The sequence below is a fragment of the Kitasatospora cystarginea genome, assembly GCF_039533515.1.
Classification (GTDB): Bacteria; Actinomycetota; Actinomycetes; order Streptomycetales; family Streptomycetaceae; genus Kitasatospora; species Kitasatospora cystarginea.
The window spans coordinates 14,322-39,414 of the sequence record NZ_BAAATR010000037.1 but is presented as its reverse complement, the minus strand read 5'-3'; the positions used below and the strand labels follow the sequence as shown (position 1 = coordinate 39,414).

Sequence of the window (25,093 nt, the reverse complement as noted above, 5' to 3'; positions counted from 1 at the left end):
GGCGGCAATGGCATGCTCGAAGGCGGGCGTGTCGTCCGGACGTCCTCAGCGGGTGGCTGGAGCGCGTGCACCCCGGTCATCCGTGGCTGGCGGAACTGGCGCGGTAGCACTACTGGGTGATCTCCAGTGACGATCACGCGCCACTACGACGCCATCCGCGCCGCGAAGTTCGCCATCGAAGGCATCTCCGAAGCCCTGCAGGGCGAACTGGCCCCGCATCGAAGAGCGGGCAGCCGAAGCTGATGTCGATCTGTACGGTGTCCAGCTCGGGGAGCAATCCCTCGGCGTAGACGAAGTTCTCGCTGGGACCGGGCAGCGCACCTCACTCCTGTGGTTCGCGCGCCGCCGCCACGATCCTCTGCAGGGCCGCGGCGTGCCGCTGGAACGCCCACCGGCCGTGCGCGGTGAGGCGGACGTGAGTGTGCCGCCCCGTACGGTTCCGGGTCTTGCGCGCCTCGACGTACCCGGCCTCCGCCAATGCGGCGACCTGTTTGGACAGGGCCGAGTCGCTCGTTCCCACCTTGTCCCGTACGAAGCCGAACTCCACCCAGTCGGCCGGAGCCAGCAGCGCGACGATCGAGAGCCGGGCCGGTGCGTGCAGGAACTCGTCGAAGTCCGGGTCCATCAGACGTGGCCGTCCTGGCGTGTGATGGCCTTGACGATCGGGCGGGTCGCATACCCGGCCACCAGGGTCGCAACGGCCGCGACGGCCCCGGCGATCACACCGGGCTCCGGGAGCTTGAGCAGCCGGGCGCCGATCACCGCCGCCACCAGGATCACGATGACAACGCCCCCCAGCCATAGGGAGAACGCCCACTCCGCGCCGGATGGCTTCCGTCGGACCGGGGCCCGCCGCTGGTGCACGAACAGCGTGCCCGCCATCAGGCCGCCCGCCGCCAGGAGGGTGAGGGCGCGCCAGGGGTTCTGCAGATCGGCGGCCGCACTGAAGCCGAACACGGACAACGCGGTGACGAGCATGTAGGGGAGCGAGGAGCCGTGGCGCACATACGCGTCACGGGTCTGCTCCTGGTGGTGGTGTATCGCGTCGAGCGCGGTCCGCGCGTCGTACGAGGTCATGGGTCCCCCTGGTCATCCTGGTCATCCGAGGTACTTGCTCATACGGAAAGTACCACCTTCTTTCCTTGGGGGAAAGAAGGTGAGTGCCTTGGGGGACCCGGCCATTGAGGGCGTTTGAGGCGGCCAGCTCGTCGGGTCCCAGTCGCTCGAAGGAGACCGGGAGTTGCTCCGGTCCGCGCAGGATGGCGTTCTCCCGATACGGCAGCGGATCGGCGATCAGGCGCAGCGGCTGTTCACGGCCCTCGTCCGGCCCATGCATGAACTCTCTGACCGTCTACGCTTGCAACGATGAGGTCGCCCGCACGGTAAAGAACGGGACCCGGGGTGCGGACAGGGTCGTTTGCCTCATCACCTTCACGTGATCGAGTCCGCGTGGCCAACCTCGCGGACTCACCTGAGCGGGTCGGACGGCCGAGGCGGGCGGTAGGCGTCGGGTCTGACACCCACCGCCCGCCCGCAGCAGCGGTGAGCGGACAACAAGCAGCGTGCGCGGCGCCGTCACCGGTCCTGGTGGCTCAGCTACTCGCTCCGGCGGTGCTGTTCCATCGCCCGATGGGATCCTGCAGGCCACGAACGCCGTCGGGGGTGCCGATGCCGGTGGGGGCGTCGTATCCCGGGACCGCGGAGAAGGCGCCGGCCATGCCGGTGGTGATGTCGTGGAAGTCCTGCGGATGGGCGTAGGGGTAGGTGTTGGGGAAGGTGCCGGGTGCGGGCTTGCCGGCCAGGGCGTACATCCCCGCCATCAGCGGGGTGGACAGGCTGGTGCCGCCGACGACGGCCCAGCCGAGGGCGGGGGTCGTGGTGTACACCGCCAGGCCGGTGGCGGGGTCCGCGACCGCGGAGGCATCGGCGGTGGTGCGACTGTTGGGACAGATGGAGTCGTGCTGGAAGGCGGGCTTGGGTTCGAAGGCGGAGCAGCCGCATCCGGTGCCGCGCCAGGCGCTTTCGACGAAGCCGCGCTGGTTGTGCGCGGGGAGCAGCGAGGTTCCACCCACCGAGGTGACGTAGGGGGAGGAGGACGGGTACACCGGTACGCCTCCGGCGTCACCCGAGGCGAAGGCGAAGACGACGCCGGGGTTGCGGCTGAAGTGGAAGTCGAAGGCGGTCTCGAACGGGACCTCCCGGAGGAGCCAGCTGTTGGAGACGAACTTCGCACCCTGGGCGACGGCCTGGTCGACCCCGGCGAGCAGGTTGGACAGATAGTTGTCGTCGGTTTCGACGACCAGGATGCGGCAGTCCGGGCAGGCGGCGCTCACGGCGTCCACGTCGAGGGCCTCCTCGAGCGACCAGGACGGGGCGACGGCGGCCGGCAGGGTGGTGCCGCCGCGCTGGTTGATCACGCGGAGGCAGCCGCTGGCCGTGGTGCACGGCGGGAGGTGGAACTGGCGGCGGTAGACGGCCAGGTCGCTTTCCAGGTTGGGGTGGTGGAAGGCGACGGTGATCGCCACCGTCCGGCCGTCGCCGTGCCGGCCGGACAGGTTGTAGGCACGGCTGATGTCGAGGGGGCTGAGGCCGGCTGGCGTCGCACCCGGCCGAAGGGACGTGAGGGGCTTCACGTCCGTGCGGATCATGGCCCCGCAGGCAGCTTGGAGGGGATCGGCCGGCTGGGAGCAGACGCGCTCGGCGGTCGGCGGAGTCTGACCGGTGGGCGAGGCGTGAGCCTGGGCGGCGGCCGGAGCGGCGGCCAGACCCACCAGCACCAGGGCCGTGGCCAGCAGTGATCGGATCGGGCGAAGACCGTGCATGGCACTCCTCCGGGGCCGGACGGGTGCCCCCAACTCGTCGGCGGATCTCCGCCGCCGCACACTCGGGTTCGCGTCCTCAACCCGTCCCTCGCGGCGTCACCACCGGTCCGCAACCCGTCGCGACGTCTGCCGCGCGGCCCACTGTCCGCGTTCGGGCGCCACCGCAGCCTGAGCGCCACCTGATCACCCGTCGGACGGCGTACCGAATCCACCCATGCGGCAGAGCGCACCCCGTGCGACGGACGACAAGGGCCTCCAATCGACGGACGGGGCGTATAGACCAGGCTCTGCATGCCCGACATGTGAGAGCGTGACGCGTCGTCACTGCAGCGCCGCACCGGCAAGATCACGATCTACAACTGGACTACCAACCGACCCCGGCCGCCGGGCTGTAGTCCAGGCCCCGTGCGTCCTTGAAGCGGCCCCTTGCTCAGCGAGCGGAGCGAGGGGCCGTTTCGGGTCAGCTGGCGAAGTCGCCGTGGTGGTCGAACTCGCCTGCTTTGGCGCCCTGGAGGAACTTGGCGAACTTGGCGGGGGTGGTGCGGACGATGATCTCGCCGTCGTCGGACTCGCGGAGTTCGACCAGTCCGTTGACCGTGCGCACCTCGACGCAGTTGTTATTCGCAGCGCTGTAGCTGGACTTCTGCCACTCGAAGCTAGTCATGCCTGTCCTTCATTTCTTTCATGATGCAGCGGATGAAGTCTCGTGACTCGTCTTCTGGTAGAGCGACGGCTGCGATGCGCTCAAGGATCGCGCGGTAGCTTGCCAGATGGGCCGGGGAGTCGAAGAGGTGGGAGCCATGAGACGAGTCAGCCTGAACTGTGTCCAGCTCTGGCACCGGCCCCGCGGCATAGGTGAGATTCTCGCTGGGGCCGGGGAAGTCGACGGTGTCGAACGGCACGACTCGTACGGAGATTCCTGGGTGTTCGGAGTCTTCGACGAGGGAGCCGAGTTGTTCGCTGAGTACTCCCGGCCCGCCGTACTGAATGCGTAGCGCTGCCTCGTGGATGAACGCCGAGTATGGCGTTTCACCGGACCGGACGATCTGCTGCCTCCGTAGGCGGAACGTCGTCCTGAGGTCAACCTCATGCTGGGGAAGACGCGGGTAGCCTTTTGCGAACACTGAAGCGGCGTAGGAGCTCGTCTGAAGCAGCCCCGGAATGAAGGCGATGGTGAAGGTGGTGATCCTCGTCGCGTGGCCTTCGATCTCGGCCACCTCAAGAGGGTCCGTCGAAAGGACTCCTCGATACTCCTCCCACCAGCCCTTCACTCGCTCCGTGGCCATGCCGGCGAGGGCGTCGATGAGGGGCTGATTGTCACACATGCAGGCTGCGGCAACCGTGCGAAGCCGTTCGGCGCTGACGCCGATCTTTCCGGCTTCCATCTGCGTCACCTGGGTGGGGTTCAGCCCGAGAGCGCGGGCGAGCTGACTGCCGCCGAGTCCGGCTTGCTCTCTCATCTTCCGCATCTCTGCGCCCAGTCGGCGTTGACGCAGGGTCGGATCGCGACGAAGCGGCATGGTGTCCTCTCGGTGGGCGTGGGAACAGTCTGCCGCGTGCCTTGAGCATGGGTCCAACGATCTCGGGCGCTGCCACGGAAGAGGGAACTTTCCAGAGGCTGCCTTCAATTGAAGTCGGGCTGCGCTATGGTCAATGTCACATCGATCCAACGGATCGTCAGTAACGCCTGTCACCAGGGCAGTAGGCGCCTGCTGCCCTCGCACCGCAGAGCAGCCACACGTGGCATCAACCAGTCCCGTCCTGGCCTGGCTCACGGCGACGCATCCGCCGGTGGTCGAAACCCACATCACAGCCTCACGGAGGTTCCCTCATGTGTACCTTCACCCCGCCCAAGGCGCCCGAGCCGCCCGACTGGTCCACCGCCCGCGAGGAGTTGCGCGACCTCATGGCCGCCGCCGGGTGGCCCGACGACCTGATCCGCGATGCCGAACTCGCCCTCCACGAGCTCTTCGTCAACGCGTGGAAGCACGGCGGCAGTCCCGCGCCCGTCGTGGTCGTCGTGCTCCTCGCGGACCGCACGCTCCGGGTCTCCGTCGCCGACAACAGCCCCGACCTGCCCGAACAGCGTGCCTCCGCCGATCCCTACGAGCTCTCCGGCAGAGGCCTGCACCTCGTCCGCTCGCTCACCCACCGCTTCGGTGCCGCCCCGCGCAAGCGCGGAGGCAAGGCGGTCTGGTTCGAGCTGGACGCCGCCGCGTGAGCCCCCGCCGCGAGCCGATCGCGCCGAATGACCCCCGGATGCGCGACTACACCGACTTCCAGGTCACCGAACTGCTCCGTGAACTCCATGAGCGAGGACGCCCGTTCGGCATCCTCTGGGGCTCCGCCAGTACCAACGGCGTCGTCAACAACCACATTCTCGTCAACTTCGGCAACGCCTCCGTCAGCACCGTGCTCAACCTCCTCGACCTCCTCCGGGATGCGGAAGAAGGGGGCGAAGCGTGGGAGTCGTGATCCCCTTCAATGCGACGCAGGTCGAACGGAGCACCGTCGCCTACCTCGACGTCGAGGCCGTTCCCGATGCGGCAGTCCAGGTCCGTGCGGCCGTCGACCTCGACATCCACGTCAGCCCCGGCGAGCAGCTCGCGTTCGCCCTCACCCGGGAGCAGTCCGAGAAACTCCTCCACGGCCTCGCCGCCCACCTCGGCCACCGTGTCATCGGAGTCCGCCGATGAGATCCGGTGCGGCCGACTTCCCCGTCGGCGCGGCCTTCGCGGTCCTCCTCGCGCTCGCGCTCGCGATCGTGGCCCTCGGCGTCATCGCGACGCTCAGGATGCCCGGGCCCGACGAGTGCATTGCGGCCCCGCCGCCCCCACCGAGCCGCTCCGAAGCCGTACTCGAACCCGTAGCCGCACCTGAACACCTGGATCCGGCCCGGGGCATACCCATCTGACCGCGCCGAGCGGCCGAGCCGATCCCCCCAACTCGGCTCGGCGGCACGGCAATCGGCCTAAGGTTCGGCGCGCGGGATCAAGCGCCGTCGCCTTGTCGGTCGTGTGCCGTGTTTCTTCTCATGAGGCGAAGGTCGCGGAGAGGATCCGGTTGACCAAGGCGAGATCGTTCCCTCCCCCGTTGGTGGGGTTGAAGGAGTACACCAGGCGCCGACGCAGATCGCGGGTGGCGAACATGCCGTCGGTGTAGCCGAAGGTGCTTCCGGTCTTGCCCCACACGGTCACTCCGTCGGGCAGGGTCGCGCGCATCAGTCCGGCGCCGTAGTAGGCGCGGCCGTGACCCGGGTCGCTGTCGGAGCCGCCGAGGTAGGGGACGTCGGGGACGGTGAACAGCTCCGCCTGCTCGGCCGGCGGCAGGAGCCGTCCTCGGAAGAGGGCGGTCAGGAAGCGGTCGAGGTCGGCCGTGGTGGAGATCATGCCGCCGGCGCCCGGGTTCTGTTCGGTGATGTCGACCAGCCGCGTTCCGCCGTCCGGCTGGGGGACGGCGATGTAGCCGTGGGAGTGGGGGCCGGGGATGGTGGTGTCGGTTTCCGGAGCGGTGGTGTCACGCAGGTTGAGCGGCCGCAGGATCCGGTTGGTGATCTCCTGCTGGTAGGTGTGCCCGGTGAGGTTCTCGACGAGCATGGCGGCGACGTAGTAGCCGGTGGCTCCGTAGACCTGCATGGAGCCGGGCTCCTGGAAGGGGCGGTCGTGGCGGACCGCTTTCGCGACCAGTTCCGCCAGCGGGTGGTCGTCGAAGCGGTGCTCGACGATGCCGTCCGGGGTGGTGGGCAGGTCGTCCGGTGTCAGTTCGGGAAGGCTGCTGGTGAAGTTGAGCAGGGTGCGGACCGGGATCGGCGGGTAGCCGCCGCGCAGTACGTTCGGCAGGCACCGCTGAACGGGCTGGTCGAGGTCGACGCGGTGTTCGGCGGCGAGCTGCAGCACCACGGTGGCGATGAAGGTCTTGGTGACGCTGCCGAGACGGAACCGGCCGTCGACCGGAACCAGTGCCCCGGTCGCAATGTCACCGGTCCCGTACGTGCCGGCCCAGCGGCCGTCCGGACCGCTCACTCGCGCCAGCACCCCCGTGACCCGGTCAGGCGCACTCGAGAGTGCCCGCTGCAAGATCTGCGGGTCCAGGTCCGGCAACCGGCCACTGGCGCGCTCGGCAGCCGCCACAGACCGCGCAGCAGGAGCCGCCATCGCCGGGACGGCCGTGCCCAGTGCCACCGCGGTGAGAACCGCGCAAGCGAGCGTCGCCACCGGCACCCGTCTGGGCCGGACCTTCGTCGTAGTCGTCCTGGTGCCGGAAGAACAGGGCCTGGAAGTCATGCCCACGACGGTGCCGCACGACCGGTGCACGACTCATCAGGGAACACCCCCGACAAGACCCCCACCGATCCCTGAGGGCATATCAGAGTGACCCCTCCCGCCTGATCCGGCAGAACCACCGCTCGCCCCGACCCTGACCGGCCGGTAGCCTCGCCTGCCGCCACGGCTCGCGGACTCGTCGCCGGGCCGCGTGTCGACCTGACTCCCTCGCTGTCGCCACCGACCGGATCTGGTCCTGCCGGACCCTGGCCGGCGACCGCCTGATGGGCCAGTACTTTCCGGTCCACGCGTACGAGTTCGGTGACTTCGACACCTCTCGCCAGGGAGCACAACTGCGACCTCTGGTCCCAGCTGCCCTGGCGAGCGCCGCCCAACGGCCCTGGTCGGGTCGGTCCGAACGCACCGTCACGGACCGTGTGCAGCCCGAGACTTCCAAGATTGCCTCCGTTGAGTGATGCTTCCTTAGGCAGCGCCATGCTGCAGGAGTCAGAACACTGAACGCACAACGGGGGCTGTGGCGTGAACGTGGCCGACATGGCGGTCATCGGACTGATTGTCAGTATTTTTCCACCGGAGCTCGTCGACTCCGCCGTCGAGGACGTAGGGAGCAAGGAGGTCAGACGTCGCGCACTTCCGGCCCGGCTGGTGACGTACTTCGTCATCGCCATGGCCGTCTGGCCGCAGCTGGGTTACGTGGGAGTGCTGGAGAAGCTGGCGACGGCACTGCGGTGGACCCGGGCGGCCGTGCCGCCGTTCATCAAGATCCCGAGTGACGGGTCGATAGCGAAGGCCAGGGCACGACTGGGGGACGAGGCCCTGCACCGGCTCTTCGAGCTCTCGCCGGAGCAGGCCGGCGCGCCGAGCGGCTCCGACGGTCCCGTGCGGGCGGGGCGCCGGATCTGCTCGCTCACCGGGGCGCTGCTGGCCCTGCCCGACACTTTCGACAACCGGCACGCGTTCGACGTCCCGCCGGATCAGGAGGTGCCCCAGGGGCGGCTGCTGATGCTCGGCGACAACGCCAGCCGCGCGGTGCTGGGTGCCGCCTTCGAAGGTGCCGGCACCGAACAGAGCGGCATGGTGCGGAGCCTGCTGGGGCGGACTCCGGGCCCGCTGCTGGTCCTCGTCGACCCGGACCTTCCGGCGGCGGACCTTCTGCACGAGATCCGCTCCGCCGGCGCCGACGCGGCCTGGCGGCTGGCGGCTTCCGAGGTCTGGACGCCGCTGTCCATCCTGGCGGACGGCAGCTGTCTGGCCGTCCTGGGCGACGGTGCCGGCCAACCGCCGCTCAGGGTGGTCGAGTTCAGCTCGGCATCCGAGGGCGGAGCGAGTCCGGTGACCCACCGGCTCGCCACCACCGTGGTCGATCCGGACGTGCTGCCCGCCCAGGAGCTGGTCCGGGCCCACCTGGAGCGGTTCCGCACCGAGACGGTCTTCCAACTGCTCACCCGGTCCCGTCCGGACCTCCGGTCGCCGTTCCGTTCGCGCTCGCCGGAGCTGGTGCGCCAGGAGTTGTGGGGCATGCTCTGCTGCTACCAGGCGCTGCGGCTGCTCGTCGTCGCTCCGATCGCGGGCGGCACGGCCGGGCACGGCGAGGAGACATTCCCGGCGAAATGCAGCTGATTGACCGGCGCTTAAGGAAGCGTTTGAAATGCGTTGCCCACCGGTGAGTGACGTGCTTGAATCCGAACCGATCGCAAAGGGCGATCCCTCGCCGGGGTTCGGGACTTGCTTCCCGGGCCAGTGGTGCGCGAAACGTGCGCCATCCGAGGAATTCTGACGAAGGGAGAAAACGATGGCGAAGAGCCTTGACGCCGCCGACATCGTCGTCGTCCGTCCGGCGGCGGGCGCCGTGCGCCCGATGCACGACACGAGCCGCGGCCCGCTGGATGACAACAACAGCAACGACAGCGGTGGTTGGGACAGCTTCACCACCCACGTCGACGACAAGGACTGATTCGTCGGTCCACTGCCGCGGCCGGTGAGCTGACGGCGGCAACGCGGCCGGCGGGTCCGCGGGTCATCGACCCGCGGACCCGCCGTGCCGGCCGGCCGCATTCCGGTCGGTCCAGTGCAAAGCATTCCGTAGGGAGACTCGGAAGTCATGACGATTCTTACGGATCGAGAAGACGCTGCGCCCGTCGCGCGGCCGCTCCTTGATCTCACGCGCCTTATCAACCCGGTGGCCCCGGAGGAATTCAAGCAGGAATTCTGGGAGAAGAAACCGCTGCTGGTCGAACGGAACGACCAGGATTTCTATTCCGGCATTCTGACCCTGGACGACGTGGACCAGCTGCTGCTCCTCTCCGGTCCCGGGCTCGACTGCATCCGCGTGGTGGTCGAGGGCAAGGAGACGCCGGTCGCGGAACTCGGTTCCGGGCGGGGGCGGAACGGGAAGACCACCGCGCTCGAGGTGCTCTACGAGCGCTACCGCACCGGCTCGACCCTCGTGCTCAACGCACTCGAGCGCCGCTGGGCACCGATAGCCCGGCTGTCCGCCGCGCTGAGCACCGAGCTCAGCGCGCGGATCCAGGCGAACGTCTACCTCACGCCGGGTGGCAGCGCCCGCGGCTTCAATCCGCACTACGACACCCATGATGTGATCATCCTTCAGATCCATGGGACCAAGCAGTGGCGGCTGTACAAGTCCGATTACGAGCTGCCCACGCAGGACCGGCCCTACGACCACCACTCCACGACCGCTCCCGAGGTGGATCGGACGATCGACCTGCAGCCGGGAAGCCTGCTCTACCTGCCGCGCGGCACGGTGCACGCCGCCACCTCCACGGACACGGCCTCGCTGCACATCACCCTGGGAATCCACCCGGTGCTGTGGCCCGCTCTCCTGCACGAGGCCATTGCCAAGATCGTCACCGAGGACGTCCGGTTCCGCGCCGGTCTGCCGATCGGCTTCGCCTCGGACGAGTCGCTGCAGCGCCAGGCCGAGGAGACCCTCGCCGAGCTGCTCCAGGAGGTCGTCGCCAGGACCGACGTCCACCAGGCCGTGCGGGAAGCCGTGAAGACGGCGGTCTCGATCAGCGCGCCGCCGCTGCGCCACCACCTGACCGACCTCGAGGCGGCGGACGGCATCGACCTCCGGACGCCGGTGCGCAGGCGCCCCGACCTGAAGTGGCAGCTCACCACGGACGACGAATCCGTCCGGCTGGACTTCCACAACAAGACCGTGCAGCTGCCGGTGCACGTCGCCGAGGAGGTCGCCCACCTGGTGGACCGCAGCGCCGAGCCGCTCACGGCCGAGTCCATCCCCGGTGACCTGGACGCCCCGGGCCGCCTGGTGCTGGTGCGGACCCTGCTGCGCGAGGGCTTCCTCACCGTCAGCTGACCCGCCGGCAGGCCCTGGGCCCCTCGCCGAAGACACCCACCTCGTGCTGCGCAGCCGGCGCCGACCGGCTGCGCAGCACTGCGTGATTTCCAGCCACCGAAGGTAGAACACCATGGCCACGCCCGAGGCAGACCGCCACCGCCCGCCGTTGCGCAGAATCGCCGGCCTGTTCTCCCCCCACCGGGGACAACTACTGGCGGTGCTGTCGCTGGTGGTCGTCTCGGCGCTGCTGGCGCTGGTGCCGCCGTTCCTGCTGCGGGCGATCCTGGACGTGGCTCTGCCGCAGGGGAGGGCGGGACTTCTGACGGCGCTGTCCGCCGCGATGTTCGCCCTGGTGGTGCTGGCGACGGCGCTCAGCGTTCTGCAGACCTACCTCTCCGTCCGCCTGGGCCAGCGGGTCATGGAGGACCTCCGCAACGCGGTCTACACGCATCTGCAACGGATGTCCCTCGCCTTCTTCACCACGACCCGGACCGGAGAGGTGCAGTCCCGGATCGCCAATGACATCGGGGCGATGCAGGCGACCGTCACCGGAACGGCGACCTCGGTCGTCTCCAGCGTGACGACCCTGGCGGCCAGCCTGGTCGCCATGACGGCGCTCGACTGGAAGCTGACGCTGCTCTCGCTGGCCATGCTCCCGCTGTTCATCTGGATCAGCCGCAAGGTCGGCGCCGAGCGCCGGGAGCTGACCACGAGGCGGCAGGAGCTCCTGGCGGTCGTGACCGCACTGATCGAGGAGTCCCTGTCCGTCAGCGGATTCCTGCTGGCCCGGACCATGGGCCGGACCGGGACGCTCAACCGCGAGTTCGCCGGCCACTCCAGTGCCATCACCGATCTGTCGGTGCGCTCCTCGATGGCCGGAAGGTGGCGGCAGTCGACGATCTCGATCATCATGGCGGCCATGCCGATCGCCATCTACTGGTCGGCCGGCGTGTTCGGCGAGCACGGCCGCCCGACGATCTCGGTCGGCACCCTGATCGCCTTCACCACGCTGCAGCAGGGCCTGTTCAGCCCGGTGGTGTCGCTGCTGCAGACCGGGATCGCCGTCCAGGGCTCGCTGGCTCTCTTCGACCGGGTCTTCGAGTACCTGGACCTTCCCGTCGACGTCCCCGAGCCCGAGCAGCCGAAATCGATCGCCCACCCGGCGGGCCACGTGCGGTTCGAGGACGTCGGCTTCGCCTACGGCCCTTCGGCGCAGGTGCTGTCGGACATCAGCCTCGATCTCCCGGCGGGCAGCCACCTGGCCGTGGTCGGGGCCACCGGAGCGGGGAAGACGACCCTCGGCTACCTCGTCCCGCGCCTCTACGACGTGACGCGGGGCCGCATCACGATCGACGGGACCGACATCCGCGACCTCGACTTCGCCACCCTGTCCGACACCGTGGGCGTGGTCTCGCAGGACACCCACCTCTTCCACACCACGATCACCGACAACCTGCGCTTCGCGAAGCCCGGCGCGACCGAGGCGGAGATCGTCGCCGCCGCCAAGGCCGCACAGATCCACACCCTCATCGAGGGGTTGCCGGACGGCTACGACACCATCGTGGGCGAGCGCGGATACCGGTTCTCGGGCGGCGAGAAACAGCGCCTGGCGATCGCGCGGACCATGCTCCGCAACCCCCGGGTGCTCGTCCTGGACGAAGCGACCAGCGCCCTGGACACCCAGACCGAACTGGCCGTCCAGCAGGCACTGGAGACGCTCTCCCGGGGGCGCACCACGATCACCATCGCCCACCGGCTGTCGACGATCCGCAACGCGGACCAGATCATCGTCCTCGATCGCGGCCGCATCGTGGAGCACGGCACGCACGCCGGCCTCCTGGCCAGCGGGGGTCACTACACCCGCCTGATCAACGCCGCGTCCCGGACCGCCACCGCGGACACCTGACCCCTGCGGACCGGGCGCGGCGCAGACGGGAGGCGGGGCACGCAGGAACGAGTGCACACCGGGGGCTGCCCGGCACAACCCTGCCGGAACGAACCCGACCTGGCGGGTACGCCGATGGCCCTCATCGATCGCGGCGCGCCCGGCGTCCGGCGCCGTGTGCCCGGGCGGGCCGGGGCCGGTACGGCGGGGAGCCGGGCGTGCGGGCGGGGCCGCTCGCGTGGTCGAAATGGCCGAAAGCTAGCATGTGAGTACCGCCTCTAGCTCGAAAGATGGACTTGTGACTGTCAACGACGACGTGTTCACGGACTGGAAGAACCGCGAGGAGATCGCGGAGTCGATGATTCCGATCATCGGAAGGCTGCACCGGGAGCGGGACGTCACCGTCCTGCTGCACAGCCGCTCCTTGGTCAACAAGTCGGTGGTCAGCATTCTGAAGACCCACCGATTCGCTCGCCAGATCGCCGGTGAGGAGCTCTCGGTCACCGAGACGCTGCCGTTCCTGACCGCTCTCACCACGCTCGATCTCGGCCCTTCCCAGATCGACATCGGCATGCTCGCCGCGATGTACCGGACCGACGACCGCGGCCTCTCCGTGGCGGAGTTCACCGCCGAGGCCGTCGCCGGCGCCACGGGCGCCAACAAGCAGGAGCGCCGCGAGGGCCGCGACGTCGTCCTGTACGGCTTCGGCCGCATCGGCCGGCTCCTGGCCCGCCTGCTGATCGAGAAGGCCGGTTCGGGCACCGGTCTGCGCCTGCGCGCCATCGTCGTGCGCAAGGGCAAGGGCGAAGACATCGTGAAGCGCGCCTCGCTGCTGCGGCGCGACTCGATCCACGGCCAGTTCCAGGGCACCATCACCGTCGACGAGGCGAACGACAAGATCATCGCCAACGGCACCGAGATCAAGGTCATCTACTCCGACGACCCGACCACGGTGGACTACACGGCGTACGGCATCAACGACGCCATCCTGATCGACAACACCGGCCGGTGGCGCGACCGCGAGGGCCTGTCCAAGCACCTCCGCCCCGGCATCGCCAAGGTGGTGCTGACCGCGCCGGGCAAGGGCGACGTCCCCAACATCGTCCACGGCGTCAACCACGACACGATCAAGCCGGACGAGCAGATCCTGTCCTGCGCGTCCTGCACCACCAACGCGATCGTCCCGCCGCTGAAGGCGATGGCGGACGAGTACGGCGTGCTGCGCGGCCACGTGGAGACCGTCCACTCGTTCACCAACGACCAGAACCTGCTGGACAACTACCACAGCTCCGACCGTCGCGGCCGCTCGGCACCGCTCAACATGGTCATCACCGAGACCGGTGCGGCCTCCGCCGTGGCCAAGGCGCTGCCCGACCTCGACGCGAAGATCACCGGTAGCTCGATCCGCGTCCCGGTGCCGGACGTCTCGATCGCGATCCTCAACCTGCAGCTCGCCCGCGAGACCACGCGCGAGGAGGTCCTCGACTACCTCCGCAACGTGTCGCTGACCTCGCCGCTCAAGCGCCAGATCGACTTCATCACGGCCCCCGACGCGGTCTCCAGCGACTTCATCGGCTCGCGCCACGCCTCGATCGTCGACGCCGGCGCCACCAAGGTCGAGGGCGACAACGCGATCCTCTACCTGTGGTACGATAACGAGTTCGGCTACTCGTGCCAGGTCATCCGGGTCGTCCAGCACGTCTCCGGGGTGGAGTACCCGACCTACCCGGCCCCGGCGGTCTGATCCCGGCGGGCCGTCCTGTCCGCCTTCCCGGCGGGCGGGACGGCCCGTACCTTTCGGGACGCCTTCACCGTTGACGTCATGCGGTGTAGGGGGCGACGACCGCGAGGGTGTCGGCGAGGGCGCCGAGGACGGCCTCGCGGTGGGTGGCCGTGCGAGGCGGGCCGTCCGGGGCAGGGGCGCGCAGGCCGCGGTCGACCAGGACGTAGAGCATGCGCAGGGTTCGCATGGTGTTGGAGGCCCAGGCCGGAACCGGGCCCGGCTCTCCGGTCCGGAACGCCGCGGCGACGGGGTCCGTCCATCGCGCCGACTGGGCGGCGGTGAGGTCCGGGTGGCTCAGGATCCGGGCGAGGGCGAGGGCCAGCCGGTCGTCCTCCTGGGCGTCGAAGAGATGGTCCGTGGCGGCCAGCAGCCGCGCAACCGCCAACTCGGCCAGTGGCACGGGGTCTTGGCCAGGATGCCGGGAGAGCGCGGCCAGCAGGTCGGCGCCGTGGGCGACGGCGTGCAGCCAGCCGAGGACCGGGTCATGGCCGCGCAGGTCCGCCTCGGCCGGGTACCAGTCGGCGAAGGCGCTCCACCACTCCTGCTTCCAGTCGCCCGCCTCGACGATCCGGGCCAGGACCAGCGGAGCGAAGGCGCGGGCCGCCACGGCAGGGTCGCTGAACCGCGCGGCCATGCGGTCACCCAGGTACTGCCGCTCCGCCGAGTCGAGGGCGGGAATCCAGCGCGTGGCCCTGGAATAGGCCCGCTCGTCGCGCAGCACGGGGTCAGGGGAGCGGAGGTCCGCGATGAGCGCGTCGAGAGCCGCGACCCGGGACGGTCCGAAAAGCGTGCTGATGTCGCCGTCACGGCTCTCCGATGCGTCCATGGGCGGAGAGGCTACCGGGGGCCGCTGCCGGCGGCCACCCACTTCCTGCTCGGCCGCGCTGCGCCCGCCACTCGGCCGCGTCCACCAGCACGGGCCCGGTGACCTTGACGGCTCCGGAGGTGTAGGCGGCCCAGCGCAGGTCGTCGCAGGCGAAGAAGTCCTCGCCGTGGGCGTTCACCCAGATGCTCAGGGTGCGCTCGTCGGTGCGGGTGATGTCCCACCACTCCCAGGTGCGGAAGGTGCTGTCCCAGTCGAACCGCTCCAGCCAGCCGCTCAGGCGCCAACCGGAGCCGTGGCCGGCGGCGGTGAACCGGGCGGCGCCGGCCCGGGCGAAGTCGGGGGCCGGCTGCTCGGTGCCCGAGTGGGTGCAGAGCGCCGCGAACCACTCCGGGACATGACGTACCGTCAGGTCGAGCTCCAGGGAGTCGGGATCGTCGAGGTGGTCGAGGTCCATCGCGGCCACCGCCCGGTCCAGTGCCGCGCCGAGCAGCGAGCGCAGCCGCTCGGTGTACTCCTCGGCCGATCCGTCGATCTCCACCAGGAATCGGCTGAAGCCGGGCGTGGGCGCGTCCGTCGGCGCGGGCGGGGTGTCGACCCGATCGCGTTCGGCGAGGAACAGCGCGTCCTCCTCGTCCATGCCGGTGGCTGTGTAGTCCGTGTAGTTGCCCATTGTGCCTCGTCGCCGTCGAACCCCGGTGCGCCGTATCGATGTTGTCCGCGAACTCGCGCATGTGATCAGAGCCCGAAGTACTCGATGGCCCGCTGGGCGACCTGGTCGGGTTCGAGGTGCGTGTTGTCGATCAGCAGGTGCGATTCGGGGATGTGGGCGAAGTCGTCGATCGAGTTCAGCCGGTACTTGGCATCCATGCCGACCAGGTTGCGATTGGACCATTCCAGGTCACGCTTGGACGGCTTCTCCGCGAGACGGGACTCGCCGGAGTTGCGTTCCAGCCGGACGCTCTGGTCGGCGCAGAGCTCCAGGAACAGCACGCGTGAGCCGCGCGCGCGGAACGGGGCCGAGTAGCGCTCGACGAGGGCGGCGTCCTCGGGGTCGTCGAAGTCCCAGACGAGAGTAAAGACCAGGCCAGGCAGGTCGCTGGCGGCGGCTTCGGCGAAGATCTGTTCGCGGAAGCCGTGGTTGAGGCGCTGGAACTGCGGTGACTCGTAGGTGAAGAGCCGGAGCAGCGGCTCGATGGTCAGGTGGTTGTGGAAGAGCTTGAGTCCGGTGCGTTCGGCTATGGCGCTGCCGATGGTCATTTTCCCGACGGCGGCCGGGCCGATCACGAAGAGCAAGGTGGGGGCTGTGCTGGTGGACATGGGCGGCAGCATAAGGGCGCGGCGTGATCTTGGTCGACTGCCCCGGCGGTAGCTGGCCGGCACCTGGTCCGCACGGGGTTGGTGGTGCCTGGCATGTTCATAATCTGGCCCACCGGGCGGCGACCGGTCAGCGACTCGACAAAGCGGAGGTCGTCCGTGAGTTGCCGCGCCGGGTCCGATTGCTCGCGGACGCATGTTCGTTGAAAAGTAATTCACTTGACGTCCCGACAGTCTCGACGGTTCCCTTGTCACGGCCCGGACGGCGCAAGGGGATCGGGATGTGACGACCGGAAGGCGTAGGTCCTTCGTTCCGTGACCCGCCTCGCAGAGCCGGCCGCACCCACCGGGCCTCGCCCCGAAAATGCCACGTCACCCAGGGGATGGGCTGGGCCGAAGGAGCTGTCGGGCTGCGATCGGCGAGCGTGGAGAAACCTCGATCGGCCAGGTGTCGAACCGGGATTTCCCCGTCGAGACCGTGCTCCGTCCGTATGTGAACGAAGACTGGACGCGCACGGAGAACCGCCGGCTGGAATCCGGTCGTCCGGACTGCGGAAGGGCATTCGGGAAAGCGCCATCGTTCCGTCGGGTGCCGAGAACTCCCAACCCCCTGTCGCCGGCCGGGAAGGCCGGCGGGCGCTCTCCCGGCGGCAGCGAGAACGGGCGTCCGACCACCGAACCGACCATCCTGGAGTACCGATGACCGAACCACTGCTCCGGCAGATCCGAGCCGCCCACGACGAGCACGGCCTCACCGTCTACCAGGCGTACCCCGCCCCGATCGCCGAGGCCGCGCTCGCGGCGGGCACCTTCGTGCCGCCGTTCAAGCGTGAGCGGATGACCTGGATCAAGCCGTCCTTCCGCTGGATGATGTACCGCTCCGGCTGGGGCGTCAAGGCCGGGCAGGAACGGGTACTGGCCGTCCGGATCAGCCGGGAGGGCTTCGAATGGGCCCTGGCCCACTCCTGCCTGAGCCACTACGACCGCGACGTGCACTCCTCGGCCGCCGCCTGGAAGGAGGAGCTGGCCGCCAGTCCCGTGCGCATCCAGTGGGATCCCGAGCGCTCGACCGAGCTCGCCGCGCTGCCCCACCGGGCCATCCAGATCGGGCTGTCCGGCGAGGCCGTCGATCGCTATGTCGACGAGTGGATCCTCGGCATCACCGATGTGACCGCCCTGGCTCACCAGGCCCATGCCCTGGTCCGCGCGGGCCGGACGGCCGAGGCCGACGCCAGGCTCGCCGCCGAAACCCCCTACCCGCTTCCCGCCCGCCTGGCCGCCCGGATCACCGCCACCGGCTGACCGGGCCCAGTGCCCTGACCGCATAGGTTCGCCGGGTTGACCGTGGTGGCGGTTGGACGTGCGCTGACGTCCGATCCGACTGCTGGAGGTGCTGCGGTGGACGAGCCTGTCCGTGTGCGCCGACTGACTGACCAGGAGGGGCAGAAGCTGCAGCGGATCGTGCGCCGGGGCAGCACCAGTTCGGTGCGTCAGGACTGTGCAGCGCGGCGACAGCCATCTGGAACACATCGCAGAGGCAATGGGTTCAGTTGACCGGCAGTTCGTCGTTCTCCCGTCGGGAGGCTGTGCCGAGCAATGTACGTGCGACGTCTTCCAGCGATCCGACCAGCGGGTTGGGGTCGTCAGCGCGGGTGACGAGCACGAGCTCGCAGGGATCGATGTCGATGACGGGCACCAGGGCGATGTCCTCGCGCACAGCAGCGCGTCGATCGCCTGCAGGGAAGATCGCGACACAGTGGCCGGTGGCGATGAGTTCCAGCTTGTCCTCGTAGCTGTCGTCGATCGCGGGCGGGGGTGGTGCCGGGCGGTCGCCGACGGGCTTGGGCGTGCCCCAGAGGACCGGAGTGCTGGCGCAGGCGACCAGTTCCTCGTCCGACAGGGCCCGCAGGCTGACGGTTTTCTCGTTCGCCAGATGATGACTTGCCGACGTGACCAGTACCCGCGACTCCTCATGGAGTTTGGTCACCCGGAAGCCGGCCGTGGGCAAGGGCAGGGGCCGGTACGCGACGAGGGCGTCGACCCGCCCCTCGGCGAGGGCGTGTGCGTCCCGCCAGTCGAGGTGCCTGGTGCGGAACTGGCCGTCAGGGTGCCGGCGGCGCAGTTCCTGCACACAGGCGGTGATGACCAGTCCTTCGGCGCAACCGACGGTGATGGTACGGGGCTGGACGGCGGCTCTGGCCGTGTGCGCGGCTTGCTCGGCCTCCTGGAGCAGTATCCGGGCCCCGGGAAGGAAGGCCTGACCGGCGTCGGTGAGGCTGCTGCCTTGCGGCGAGCGGTCGAACAGCCGGACACCGAGCTGAGCCTCCAGCCGCTGGATCTGACGGCTCAGCGACGGCTGCGCCAGGTGGAGCCTGGTGGCGGCCCGGCCGAAGTTGCCGCACTCCGCCACGACCGTGAAGTAGCGCACGAGTCGCAGGTCGAGGTCCATCCGCCCAGGGTACGTCGTGCGCCGTCATACGCCTGGGACATGACGGCATGCGGAACAGGTCTTGGACAGGGTGTGCGGGTGGATATTTGACTTGAGGACATGACCACTTATGACGGCAAGAAGATCGTGATCACGGGCGGGAGCAGCGGTATCGGCCTGGCCGCGGCCCGGTTGTTCGTGGACGGTGGGGCGCACGTACTGATCACCGGCCGTACCCGATCCACCCTGGACGCCGCGCTGGAGCAGTTGGGGGACAAGGCGATCGCCGTCTGCAGCGATGCCGCGTCCCTGAAGGACATCAAGGCGCTGGCCGGCACGGTCCAGGAGCGGTTCGGCATGGTGGACGCGCTGTTCGTCAACGCCGGCGTCACTGCGTCCGCGCCGTTCGAGGCAACGACGGAGGAGATGTACGACGCGCTGTTCGGCGTCAACACCAAGGGCCCGTACTTCACGGTGCAGGCGTTGGCGCCGCTGTTGCGCGAGGGAAGCGGCGTGGTCCTCACCACGTCGGTGGTGAACGTCCTGGGCCTGGACGCGCTCAGTGTCTACTCGGCGAGCAAGGCAGCCCTGCGGTCGATGACGCGCACCCTGGCCCGTGAGCTGCTGCCACGCAAGGTGCGCGTCAATGCCGTGAGCCCCGGGCCGATCGACACGGGCATCCTGAACCGCTCCTTGCCTGCCGACGTCGTCGAGATGATGGAGGACACCTACCGGAGCGTGATCCCGATGCAGCGGCTGGGGGCGTCCGAGGAAGTGGCCGCCGCGGTGGCGTACTTGGCGTTCGGTGCGACCTTCACGACGGGAGCGGAGTTCCCTGTCGACGGAGGAGGTTCGCAACTCTAGGTGCTCTGACCGCATGGGTTCGCCGGGTCGTTCGGGCCGCGGTCGCGAGGGGGCGTCCGCCCCAGCGGATGCTCTTCTCGCTGCGGATGCGGGCGCGTTCCTTGCGTTCGGCGGCCAGGACGTCGCGGTGGCGGGCGTTGGCGTCGCGCCAGCGCAGGTAGGCGTGCAGGGCCCGGGTCTGAGTCGTGTGGTTGGGGTGGCGGTTCCCGCCGGCCGACGCCAGCAGCATCATCGCCCGCCGGTAGCGCACCGTGTTCGTGCTGCCCCGGCGCACGGTCCGCTGTAACTGCTGCCCCTCCTGATCGGTCAGCCCCCGGACCCTGACCGGCTCCGCCACCACGCCTCCCCACACCGAATCGGATGTCGGTCCACATGCAACCGGTTCAGGCGCCGTCGCCGCCAACTCGGTGAACCTATGCGGTCACAGCACTAGCGCGGACCACCGTCCGAGGCAGTGGCCGACAGCCGCTCCCGGCCGTCCGGGTAGGCCAGGTCGACCCGGACCGCCTCGCTCAGCGGGAAGCCGACCGGTACCAGCAGCGCGGCCCGGGCCAACTCCTCCGGGAGCTCGGCGAGATGGACCGGCCGGCTGGGGACGCCGAAGCGGGTGTAGCGGTCGTCGAACTCCTCGTCCCAGGTGAACAGGTAGGGCGCGTGGCCCAGTCGGACGACGCAGTGGGTGACGGGGCAGTCCTCGAAGTCGGCGTGGCAGACGGTGTCGAACCACTCGGGGTGGCGGGCCCGCGCGGCGGCCGTGGCCCGGTCGAGGGCCGGTGCGTGGCGGCGGGCCGCCGTGGGGACGGGACCGAAGGCGGAGTAGAACAGGCCCACCCGGCCCGCCGGGTCGACGGCCCACCAGTGGAACTGCAGCCCCCAGTGCGGGTGCCCGAACGGGTTCGCCGCCGTCATGCGGTCACCACATCGAACCGGGTGGCCGCCCCGTCGCTGGTGAGGCGTTCCAACTCGCCCGTCCTCCTCGTCATCGTCGGTGCCCGTGCGCACGGCTTCCCCGCCGGGCGCGGATGAGTACGGCCGGGCTCAGGCCAGGCGGACCTGGTCGCGCCGGGGCCGAGCGGCGGTGGCGGTGCCGACGAGTTCGGAGAGGTCGCGGAGCATGGGCTCCGACTCCCGGGCGGCCAGCAGCGCTTCGGGTTCGAGGTCGGCGATCACCAGCTCGGGGAGGTCCTGGCCGGCCTCGGCGAGCAGGCGGCCGGTCGGGCCCCAGACGGCGCTGCCGCCGCAGGTGTTCCAGCCGCCGGTCACGCCGATGTGGTTGGCCAGCACGGCGTAGCAGGTGTTGTCCATGGCGCGGGCCGGGAACCAGGTGCGCGACTCGTGGTGGCCGCTCCCGACGCCGAACAGCGCACCGACGAGGTACGCGTGGCAGCCGTCGAGGGCCGCGGCCCGGGCGTGCTCGGGGAAGCCCGAGTCGTAGCAGATCCCGAGACCGAGTCGCCAGCCGTCCAGTTCGAGGGTGCAACCGGTCGACCCGGTGCGGTAGAAGCTGCGCTCCGACTTGAACAGCACCTGCTTGTCGTACCGGGCGGCGAAGGCCCCGTCCCGCCCGAACACCAGCGCCGAGACGTACAGCTCGTCCTGCTCCAGCACCGCCGCGCCCACGACCGCCGCGGTTCCGGCTTCCCGGCAGGCCGCCGCGATCAGAGCGAGGCGCGAGTCCTCGGGCTGCACCGCGTAGCGCAGCGGGTCGGACTTGATGAGGTCCGGTTCGTAGCCGTTGAGGAACTTCTCCGGGAAGACGACCAGCGCGGCGCCGTCGGCTCCCGCCTGCCGGATCATGCCGGCCACCGTGGCCACGTTGGCGTCGATGTCACCGGCGACCGCCCGGGCCTGTGCGGCCGCTATCCGGATCGGGCGGACGGGGTTCGGGTGCAGAGGGTTCGAGGCCCCACTGGAAGTCATGCTCCGCCACCATACCGGACGTTCACGGCGCAGCTCGCGGCCGAAGGCATCCGGCGACCCCGCTCCGCACGGGGTGACCGGCTCGTGCTTCGGCCCCGGCGGGACACGGCTCCCGCCGGGAGGTGCGGCACGCGATTCGACCGGCGGCCCGCGCGGAACACCGCGCTCGCCGGGTTCACGGCACTACCGGCCCGAGGCGTCCGAACCGGGACTGACCGCGCGACCCACGTAGCTGTCCGAGAAGTTCGTCGCGTACGCCGCCGAATCCCGCAGCTGGGCCAGGCGGGAGAGCTGGAGGCGGTGCAGGAAGGCGGAGTCGTCCTGGTCGGCCGCCGGGCTGTGCAGCAGGTGGAGCATCCAGTGGGAGAACTCCTGGGCCTGCCAGATCCGCGGCAGGCAGGCGGCGGAGTAGCCGTCGAGCGCCCGGGCGCCTGCGCCGCGGTAGTGGGCGAGCAGCCTGGTCGCCAGCTCCTCGGCGTCGGCGATGGCCAGGTTCATGCCCTTGCCGCCGGCCGGGGTGATGATGTGGGCCGCGTCGCCGACCAGGAAGAGCCGGCCGTACTGCATCGGCTCGACCACGAAGCTGCGCATGTCCAGGACGTTCTTCTCGGTGATCGGCCCGGGCTTCAACTCGGCCGCTGTCATGCCCAGTCGGCGGTGCAGCGAGGACCAGATCCGCTCGTCCGGCCAGTTCTCCGGCTGGTCGCCGACCGGGCACTGGAGGTAGAAGCGGGTGATGGACGGCGTGCGCAGCATGTGTCCGGCGAAGCCGTCCTCGTGCAGGGCGTAGATGATCTCCTCGCCGGCCGGCGGGGTCTCGGCCAGTACGGCGAGCCAGCCGAACTCGTGCTGCCTGCCGTAGGCGCGGAGCCGGCCCGCAGGCACTGCCGGACGCGAGGCGCCGTAGAAGCCGTCGCAGCCCGCGATGAAGTCGCACTCGATCTCCACCGACTCCGCGTCGCCGTCCGGCTCGCAGCGCAGCACCGGCCGGTCGCCGTCCAGGCCGTCCAGGGCGACGGCCGGGTGGGAGAAGAGCAGTTGCCCGCCGCCGGACAGGTAGGCCGCGATGAGGTCGCGGACCAGGAACTGCTGCGGGTAGACGTAGTGCGCCCGGTCTCCGGCGAGTTCCTGGTAGCGGACGGAGAACCGCTCGCCCTGGTGGCGGAACTCACAGCTGCCGTGCCGGCCGCCCTCGGCGAGCAGCCGGTCGGCGAGCCCGTGGGCGTCGAGGATCTCCACCGTGCGGTGCTCGAGCACGCCGGCCCGGGCGCGCGCCTCCACGTACGGGCGGGACTGCCGCTCGACCACGACGCTGTCGATGCCGGCCTGCTGCAGCACGTTCGCCAGGACGAGGCCGGCCGGTCCGGCGCCGACGACTGCCACCCGGGTCCGAAGACGCATTGTTCCCCCTGTTCAGGCCGTGCTCGGCAGGACTGGTCCGTCCCGCTCAAGACCGCTCGGTTGTCGTGTCGGCAATACTGGCGGACCTCGGTGTGCGCTGTCTCCAGGACGGCCGGTGCGGAAGCCGTCGAATGTCGAACGCCGGTCCCGCTCAGCAATTATGAGGTCAAGTCAAATAGCCTTCGCCACCGCGTGTTTCGAGGGGTCGCGGCGGCGCTGGCCTCTGCTGCCGTCCGGAGTGGCCGTCAAGATGACCGTGGTGCAAGGGATCGTGCCCCATCAGCCGACTGGACCGGCTGTCCGCACCTCCACTCGGACCTGGCGCGGGCCGGGCTAATCGCCCCCCGTAGAGTGGGCGGGACCACTCCATTGAAGCCTGAGCCCAAAGGAGTTCGCGGTGAAGCTCGCCTCGGCGGTTGACCTCCGATCGGCCGGCCTGTCCATCGAAATCGTCTGCCCGGCCACGGCCGTGCACCCCCTCGCGATGTCCGCCCACCTCTTCGAGTTGGCGTTCGGCGGCCAGGGGGCCGTCGCGCGGCGCTCCGTCGAGCAGGCGAGTGGGGCCGAGGCGGCGGCAGCGGCCGCTCCGCGCCGGTCGGTCCAAGACCGACCGGCAATTGGGCTCGCGGCGCAACGTGTGGTGGCGGCGGATTTCGCGCGAGCGGACGACCCGTCATCCCGCTGCCGTTCGGCTTCGGGTAGTTCGGGTCAGTTTTCACCAACTCGGCGCTGAAATGCAATGGTTGACGCCCTGTTGAGCGCTGTGGTTGAATCGCCGCGGTTTTTCTCCGTATGCGTTATTGAGTGCGGTGCAGGTCACTTCATCGCAGGGTTTCCTGTTGTTCGGCAGTTCGGGGAGAAGAGTTATCTGCCGCGTTCACAGGGTGATTCAGTCGACAGGGGGATGCGAATGTCCGGCATCGATCGCGCATCGGCGGAGCTGGACCTGCTCGGTCTGCACGAATCGCTGGCGTCGCCGGTCATCGAGTCGATGAACTTCCTCAATGAGGTCTCGCAGCGCTTTCCGGACGCCGTCTCACTCGCCGCGGGCCGCCCCTACGAGGGGCTGTTCGACACCGAGGCGGTCCACCGGTACCTGCGCCGGTACACCGACCACCTGATGGAGCGGTTCGACGGCGACGTCGTGCAGGTGCGCCGCACCATGCTGCAGTACGGCCGGACGAAGGGGATCATCCACGACCTGATCGCGAGGAACCTCGCGGTGGACGAGAACGTGGTGGTCGACCCGGAGTCGATCGTGGTCACGGTCGGCTGCCAGGAGGCCCTCTTCCTCACGCTGCGGGCCCTGCGCCGGAGCGAGCACGACGTGCTGCTGACCGTACTGCCCTGCTACGTGGGGGTCGCGGGCGCCGCCGAGCTGGTGGACATGCCGCTGCTGCCGGTGAAGGGCTCTTCGGAGGGCATCGACCTGGAGGACCTGGCGGCGGTGGTGGCACGGGCCAAGGAGTCCGGTCTGCGGCCCCGCGCGTGCTACGTGGTCGCCGACTTCGCGAACCCGTCCGGCATCAGCCTCAGCCGCGAGACCCGGGAGCGCCTGCTACGACTGGCCCAGGAGCACGACTTCCTGGTCCTGGAGGACAACCCGTACGGGATCTTCTCGTCCCCGGACACCGAGCAGCCGCCGACGCTTCTGGCGCTCGACCGCGACCGCCGGGTGGTCTACCTGGGTTCGTTCGCCAAGACCGGCCTGCCCGGCGCCCGGGTCGGCTACGTCGTCGCCGACCAGCGGGTGAGCACCGGGGACGGCGCGACGGAGCCGCTCGCCGACCAGCTCGCGAAGATCAAGAGCATGCTGACGGTGAACACCTCGCCGATCGCGCAGGCCGTGATCGGCGGGAAGCTCCTGGAGCACGACTGCAGCCTGCGGGCGGCGAACACCGAGGAGAACAAGGTCTACCAGCGGAACCTGCGCCATGTGCTGGACGGGCTGGCCGAGCGCTTCCCGCCGGGAAGGTGCCCGGGGGTGTCCTGGAACGCGCCCAGCGGAGGCTTCTTCGTCGTCCTGGACGTACCGTTCCCGGTCGACGACGAGCTGCTGGAGCACTCCGCGCGCCGGCACCGGGTGTTGTGGACGCCCATGCACCACTTCTACGGCGACGGCGTGCCGCGCCACCAGATCCGGCTGTCCTTCAGCTACCTGACGCCGGATGAGATCACCGTCGGTCTCGACCGGCTGGCGGACTTCATCTTCGAGCAGTACGAGGCGATATCGTGACGAGGGGAC

General features: G+C 69.6%; 26 protein-coding genes and 1 pseudogene. 13 read left to right on the top strand and 14 right to left on the bottom strand.

Annotated features, from left to right (window positions below):
• Positions 1-322: 322 nt before the first annotated feature.
• The 5 genes from ABD369_RS30985 to ABD369_RS30965 all read right to left on the bottom strand — a co-directional run bounded on the left by ABD369_RS30985 (position 323) and on the right by ABD369_RS30965 (position 4,342).
• Positions 323-625 carry a transcriptional regulator gene (locus tag ABD369_RS30985; RefSeq protein ID WP_344639902.1) on the bottom strand — a complete coding sequence of 101 codons (303 nt, stop codon included), beginning with the start codon at positions 623-625 and terminating at the stop codon, positions 323-325.
• Entirely contained in the window at positions 625-1,077 is a 453-nt protein-coding gene (locus ABD369_RS30980; RefSeq protein WP_344639901.1) for a hypothetical protein, read from the bottom strand. Before ABD369_RS30980 ends, ABD369_RS30985 begins: the two co-directional genes overlap by 1 nt.
• Positions 1,078-1,592: 515 nt before the next feature.
• Positions 1,593-2,822 carry a S53 family peptidase gene (locus ABD369_RS30975; RefSeq protein ID WP_344639900.1) on the bottom strand — a complete coding sequence of 410 codons (1,230 nt, stop codon included), beginning with the start codon at positions 2,820-2,822 and terminating at the stop codon, positions 1,593-1,595.
• A 460-nt stretch (positions 2,823-3,282) separates the two neighbouring features.
• Entirely contained in the window at positions 3,283-3,486 is a 204-nt protein-coding gene (locus ABD369_RS30970; protein ID WP_344639899.1) for a DUF397 domain-containing protein, read from the bottom strand.
• A complete protein-coding gene (locus ABD369_RS30965) occupies positions 3,479-4,342 on the bottom strand; it encodes a helix-turn-helix domain-containing protein (protein WP_344639898.1) in 864 nt (287 codons plus the stop codon). The genes ABD369_RS30970 and ABD369_RS30965 overlap by 8 nt, the downstream gene beginning before the upstream one ends.
• Positions 4,343-4,653: 311 nt before the next feature.
• On the opposite strand from ABD369_RS30965, the gene ABD369_RS30960 reads away from it, so the two are divergent.
• Genes ABD369_RS30960 through ABD369_RS30945 form a run of 4 tightly spaced genes read left to right on the top strand, consistent with a single transcriptional unit; the run spans position 4,654 to position 5,736 of the window.
• Positions 4,654-5,043, top strand: coding sequence for an ATP-binding protein (locus ABD369_RS30960; RefSeq protein WP_344639897.1), 390 nt, complete (start codon positions 4,654-4,656; stop codon positions 5,041-5,043).
• Between the two features lie 38 nt (positions 5,044-5,081).
• Complete coding sequence (locus tag ABD369_RS30955) at positions 5,082-5,297, top strand: hypothetical protein (RefSeq protein WP_344639896.1); 216 nt, start codon at positions 5,082-5,084, stop codon at positions 5,295-5,297.
• Positions 5,294-5,518 (top strand): hypothetical protein, encoded by a 225-nt coding sequence (locus ABD369_RS30950; protein WP_344639895.1) that lies wholly within the window; start codon positions 5,294-5,296, stop codon positions 5,516-5,518. The genes ABD369_RS30955 and ABD369_RS30950 overlap by 4 nt, the downstream gene beginning before the upstream one ends.
• A complete protein-coding gene (locus ABD369_RS30945; protein ID WP_344639894.1) occupies positions 5,515-5,736 on the top strand; it encodes a hypothetical protein in 222 nt (73 codons plus the stop codon). The genes ABD369_RS30950 and ABD369_RS30945 overlap by 4 nt, the downstream gene beginning before the upstream one ends.
• Positions 5,737-5,854: 118 nt before the next feature.
• On the opposite strand, the gene ABD369_RS30940 is transcribed toward ABD369_RS30945, so the two are convergent.
• A complete protein-coding gene (locus tag ABD369_RS30940; protein ID WP_344639944.1) occupies positions 5,855-6,976 on the bottom strand; it encodes a serine hydrolase domain-containing protein in 1,122 nt (373 codons plus the stop codon).
• Positions 6,977-7,639: 663 nt separating this feature from the next.
• Between ABD369_RS30940 and ABD369_RS30935 the strand changes: the two genes are divergently transcribed.
• The 5 genes from ABD369_RS30935 to ABD369_RS30915 all read left to right on the top strand — a co-directional run bounded on the left by ABD369_RS30935 (position 7,640) and on the right by ABD369_RS30915 (position 14,056).
• Complete coding sequence (locus ABD369_RS30935) at positions 7,640-8,725, top strand: transposase domain-containing protein (protein ID WP_344639893.1); 1,086 nt, start codon at positions 7,640-7,642, stop codon at positions 8,723-8,725.
• Positions 8,726-8,897: 172 nt separating this feature from the next.
• Positions 8,898-9,059, top strand: coding sequence for a hypothetical protein (locus ABD369_RS30930; RefSeq protein ID WP_344639892.1), 162 nt, complete (start codon positions 8,898-8,900; stop codon positions 9,057-9,059).
• 225 nt (positions 9,060-9,284) lie between these two features.
• Complete coding sequence (locus tag ABD369_RS30925) at positions 9,285-10,445, top strand: cupin domain-containing protein (RefSeq protein WP_344639891.1); 1,161 nt, start codon at positions 9,285-9,287, stop codon at positions 10,443-10,445.
• Positions 10,446-10,557: 112 nt separating this feature from the next.
• Positions 10,558-12,333 (top strand): ABC transporter ATP-binding protein, encoded by a 1,776-nt coding sequence (locus ABD369_RS30920; protein WP_344639890.1) that lies wholly within the window; start codon positions 10,558-10,560, stop codon positions 12,331-12,333.
• Positions 12,334-12,610: 277 nt separating this feature from the next.
• On the top strand, positions 12,611-14,056 hold the full coding sequence (locus ABD369_RS30915) for a glyceraldehyde-3-phosphate dehydrogenase (RefSeq protein ID WP_344639889.1): 1,446 nt from the start codon (positions 12,611-12,613) through the stop codon (positions 14,054-14,056).
• 76 nt (positions 14,057-14,132) lie between these two features.
• Here ABD369_RS30915 and ABD369_RS30910 read toward each other — a convergent pair whose 3' ends face one another.
• From ABD369_RS30910 to ABD369_RS30900, 3 genes are all read right to left on the bottom strand, one after another.
• A complete protein-coding gene (locus ABD369_RS30910; RefSeq protein WP_344639888.1) occupies positions 14,133-14,921 on the bottom strand; it encodes a DUF2785 domain-containing protein in 789 nt (262 codons plus the stop codon).
• A complete protein-coding gene (locus ABD369_RS30905; protein WP_344639887.1) occupies positions 14,899-15,591 on the bottom strand; it encodes a hypothetical protein in 693 nt (230 codons plus the stop codon). The genes ABD369_RS30910 and ABD369_RS30905 overlap by 23 nt, the downstream gene beginning before the upstream one ends.
• A 65-nt stretch (positions 15,592-15,656) precedes the next feature.
• On the bottom strand, positions 15,657-16,238 hold the full coding sequence (locus tag ABD369_RS30900) for a hypothetical protein (protein ID WP_344639886.1): 582 nt from the start codon (positions 16,236-16,238) through the stop codon (positions 15,657-15,659).
• A 696-nt stretch (positions 16,239-16,934) separates the two neighbouring features.
• On the opposite strand from ABD369_RS30900, the gene ABD369_RS30895 reads away from it, so the two are divergent.
• On the top strand, positions 16,935-17,537 hold the full coding sequence (locus ABD369_RS30895; RefSeq protein ID WP_344639885.1) for a DUF4291 domain-containing protein: 603 nt from the start codon (positions 16,935-16,937) through the stop codon (positions 17,535-17,537).
• A gap of 244 nt (positions 17,538-17,781) precedes the next feature.
• Here ABD369_RS30895 and ABD369_RS30890 read toward each other — a convergent pair whose 3' ends face one another.
• The gene (locus ABD369_RS30890) at positions 17,782-18,684 is read right to left on the bottom strand and encodes a LysR family transcriptional regulator (RefSeq protein WP_344639884.1); all 903 of its coding nucleotides are present in this window, start codon (positions 18,682-18,684) and stop codon (positions 17,782-17,784) included.
• Between the two features lie 99 nt (positions 18,685-18,783).
• Here ABD369_RS30890 and ABD369_RS30885 point away from each other — a divergent pair, with 99 nt between their 5' ends.
• Entirely contained in the window at positions 18,784-19,527 is a 744-nt protein-coding gene (locus ABD369_RS30885) for an SDR family oxidoreductase (protein WP_344639883.1), read from the top strand.
• A gap of 34 nt (positions 19,528-19,561) precedes the next feature.
• Here the strand turns inward: ABD369_RS30885 and ABD369_RS30880 are convergent.
• The 4 genes and pseudogenes from ABD369_RS30880 to ABD369_RS30865 form a co-directional block, all read right to left on the bottom strand.
• Positions 19,562-19,732, bottom strand: a pseudogene (locus tag ABD369_RS30880) (IS630 family transposase); the annotation flags it as partial.
• A gap of 224 nt (positions 19,733-19,956) precedes the next feature.
• A complete protein-coding gene (locus ABD369_RS30875; RefSeq protein WP_344639882.1) occupies positions 19,957-20,436 on the bottom strand; it encodes a hypothetical protein in 480 nt (159 codons plus the stop codon).
• 129 nt (positions 20,437-20,565) lie between these two features.
• The gene (locus tag ABD369_RS30870; RefSeq protein WP_344639881.1) at positions 20,566-21,447 is read right to left on the bottom strand and encodes a carbon-nitrogen hydrolase family protein; all 882 of its coding nucleotides are present in this window, start codon (positions 21,445-21,447) and stop codon (positions 20,566-20,568) included.
• 183 nt (positions 21,448-21,630) lie between these two features.
• The gene (locus ABD369_RS30865; protein ID WP_344639880.1) at positions 21,631-22,848 is read right to left on the bottom strand and encodes a 4-hydroxybenzoate 3-monooxygenase; all 1,218 of its coding nucleotides are present in this window, start codon (positions 22,846-22,848) and stop codon (positions 21,631-21,633) included.
• A 397-nt stretch (positions 22,849-23,245) separates the two neighbouring features.
• Between ABD369_RS30865 and ABD369_RS30860 the strand changes: the two genes are divergently transcribed.
• Together ABD369_RS30860 and ABD369_RS30855 are read left to right on the top strand one after the other, a co-directional pair.
• Positions 23,246-23,581 carry a hypothetical protein gene (locus ABD369_RS30860; RefSeq protein ID WP_344639879.1) on the top strand — a complete coding sequence of 112 codons (336 nt, stop codon included), beginning with the start codon at positions 23,246-23,248 and terminating at the stop codon, positions 23,579-23,581.
• Positions 23,582-23,758: 177 nt separating this feature from the next.
• Complete coding sequence (locus ABD369_RS30855) at positions 23,759-25,084, top strand: aminotransferase-like domain-containing protein (protein ID WP_344639878.1); 1,326 nt, start codon at positions 23,759-23,761, stop codon at positions 25,082-25,084.
• Positions 25,085-25,093 lie beyond the last annotated feature (9 nt).

What these genes read in the sequence shown, in the direction of transcription:
- ABD369_RS30865 (WP_344639880.1), bottom strand. Translation starts at nt 22,848, where the DNA reads ATGCGTCTTCGGACCCGGGTGGCAGTCGTCGGCGCCGGACCGGCCGGC.
- ABD369_RS30920 (WP_344639890.1), top strand. Translation starts at nt 10,558, where the DNA reads ATGGCCACGCCCGAGGCAGACCGCCACCGCCCGCCGTTGCGCAGAATC.
- ABD369_RS30855 (WP_344639878.1), top strand. Translation starts at nt 23,759, where the DNA reads ATGTCCGGCATCGATCGCGCATCGGCGGAGCTGGACCTGCTCGGTCTG.
- ABD369_RS30910 (WP_344639888.1), bottom strand. Translation starts at nt 14,921, where the DNA reads ATGGACGCATCGGAGAGCCGTGACGGCGACATCAGCACGCTTTTCGGA.
- ABD369_RS30895 (WP_344639885.1), top strand. Translation starts at nt 16,935, where the DNA reads ATGACCGAACCACTGCTCCGGCAGATCCGAGCCGCCCACGACGAGCAC.
- ABD369_RS30980 (WP_344639901.1), bottom strand. Translation starts at nt 1,077, where the DNA reads ATGACCTCGTACGACGCGCGGACCGCGCTCGACGCGATACACCACCAC.
- ABD369_RS30965 (WP_344639898.1), bottom strand. Translation starts at nt 4,342, where the DNA reads ATGCCGCTTCGTCGCGATCCGACCCTGCGTCAACGCCGACTGGGCGCA.
- ABD369_RS30975 (WP_344639900.1), bottom strand. Translation starts at nt 2,822, where the DNA reads ATGCACGGTCTTCGCCCGATCCGATCACTGCTGGCCACGGCCCTGGTG.
- ABD369_RS30885 (WP_344639883.1), top strand. Translation starts at nt 18,784, where the DNA reads ATGACCACTTATGACGGCAAGAAGATCGTGATCACGGGCGGGAGCAGC.
- ABD369_RS30890 (WP_344639884.1), bottom strand. Translation starts at nt 18,684, where the DNA reads ATGGACCTCGACCTGCGACTCGTGCGCTACTTCACGGTCGTGGCGGAG.
- ABD369_RS30935 (WP_344639893.1), top strand. Translation starts at nt 7,640, where the DNA reads ATGGCGGTCATCGGACTGATTGTCAGTATTTTTCCACCGGAGCTCGTC.
- ABD369_RS30905 (WP_344639887.1), bottom strand. Translation starts at nt 15,591, where the DNA reads ATGGGCAACTACACGGACTACACAGCCACCGGCATGGACGAGGAGGAC.
- ABD369_RS30985 (WP_344639902.1), bottom strand. Translation starts at nt 625, where the DNA reads ATGGACCCGGACTTCGACGAGTTCCTGCACGCACCGGCCCGGCTCTCG.
- ABD369_RS30970 (WP_344639899.1), bottom strand. Translation starts at nt 3,486, where the DNA reads ATGACTAGCTTCGAGTGGCAGAAGTCCAGCTACAGCGCTGCGAATAAC.
- ABD369_RS30870 (WP_344639881.1), bottom strand. Translation starts at nt 21,447, where the DNA reads ATGACTTCCAGTGGGGCCTCGAACCCTCTGCACCCGAACCCCGTCCGC.
- ABD369_RS30960 (WP_344639897.1), top strand. Translation starts at nt 4,654, where the DNA reads ATGTGTACCTTCACCCCGCCCAAGGCGCCCGAGCCGCCCGACTGGTCC.
- ABD369_RS30955 (WP_344639896.1), top strand. Translation starts at nt 5,082, where the DNA reads ATGCGCGACTACACCGACTTCCAGGTCACCGAACTGCTCCGTGAACTC.
- ABD369_RS30900 (WP_344639886.1), bottom strand. Translation starts at nt 16,238, where the DNA reads ATGTCCACCAGCACAGCCCCCACCTTGCTCTTCGTGATCGGCCCGGCC.
- ABD369_RS30940 (WP_344639944.1), bottom strand. Translation starts at nt 6,976, where the DNA reads ATGGCGGCTCCTGCTGCGCGGTCTGTGGCGGCTGCCGAGCGCGCCAGT.
- ABD369_RS30930 (WP_344639892.1), top strand. Translation starts at nt 8,898, where the DNA reads ATGGCGAAGAGCCTTGACGCCGCCGACATCGTCGTCGTCCGTCCGGCG.
- ABD369_RS30945 (WP_344639894.1), top strand. Translation starts at nt 5,515, where the DNA reads ATGAGATCCGGTGCGGCCGACTTCCCCGTCGGCGCGGCCTTCGCGGTC.
- ABD369_RS30875 (WP_344639882.1), bottom strand. Translation starts at nt 20,436, where the DNA reads ATGACGGCGGCGAACCCGTTCGGGCACCCGCACTGGGGGCTGCAGTTC.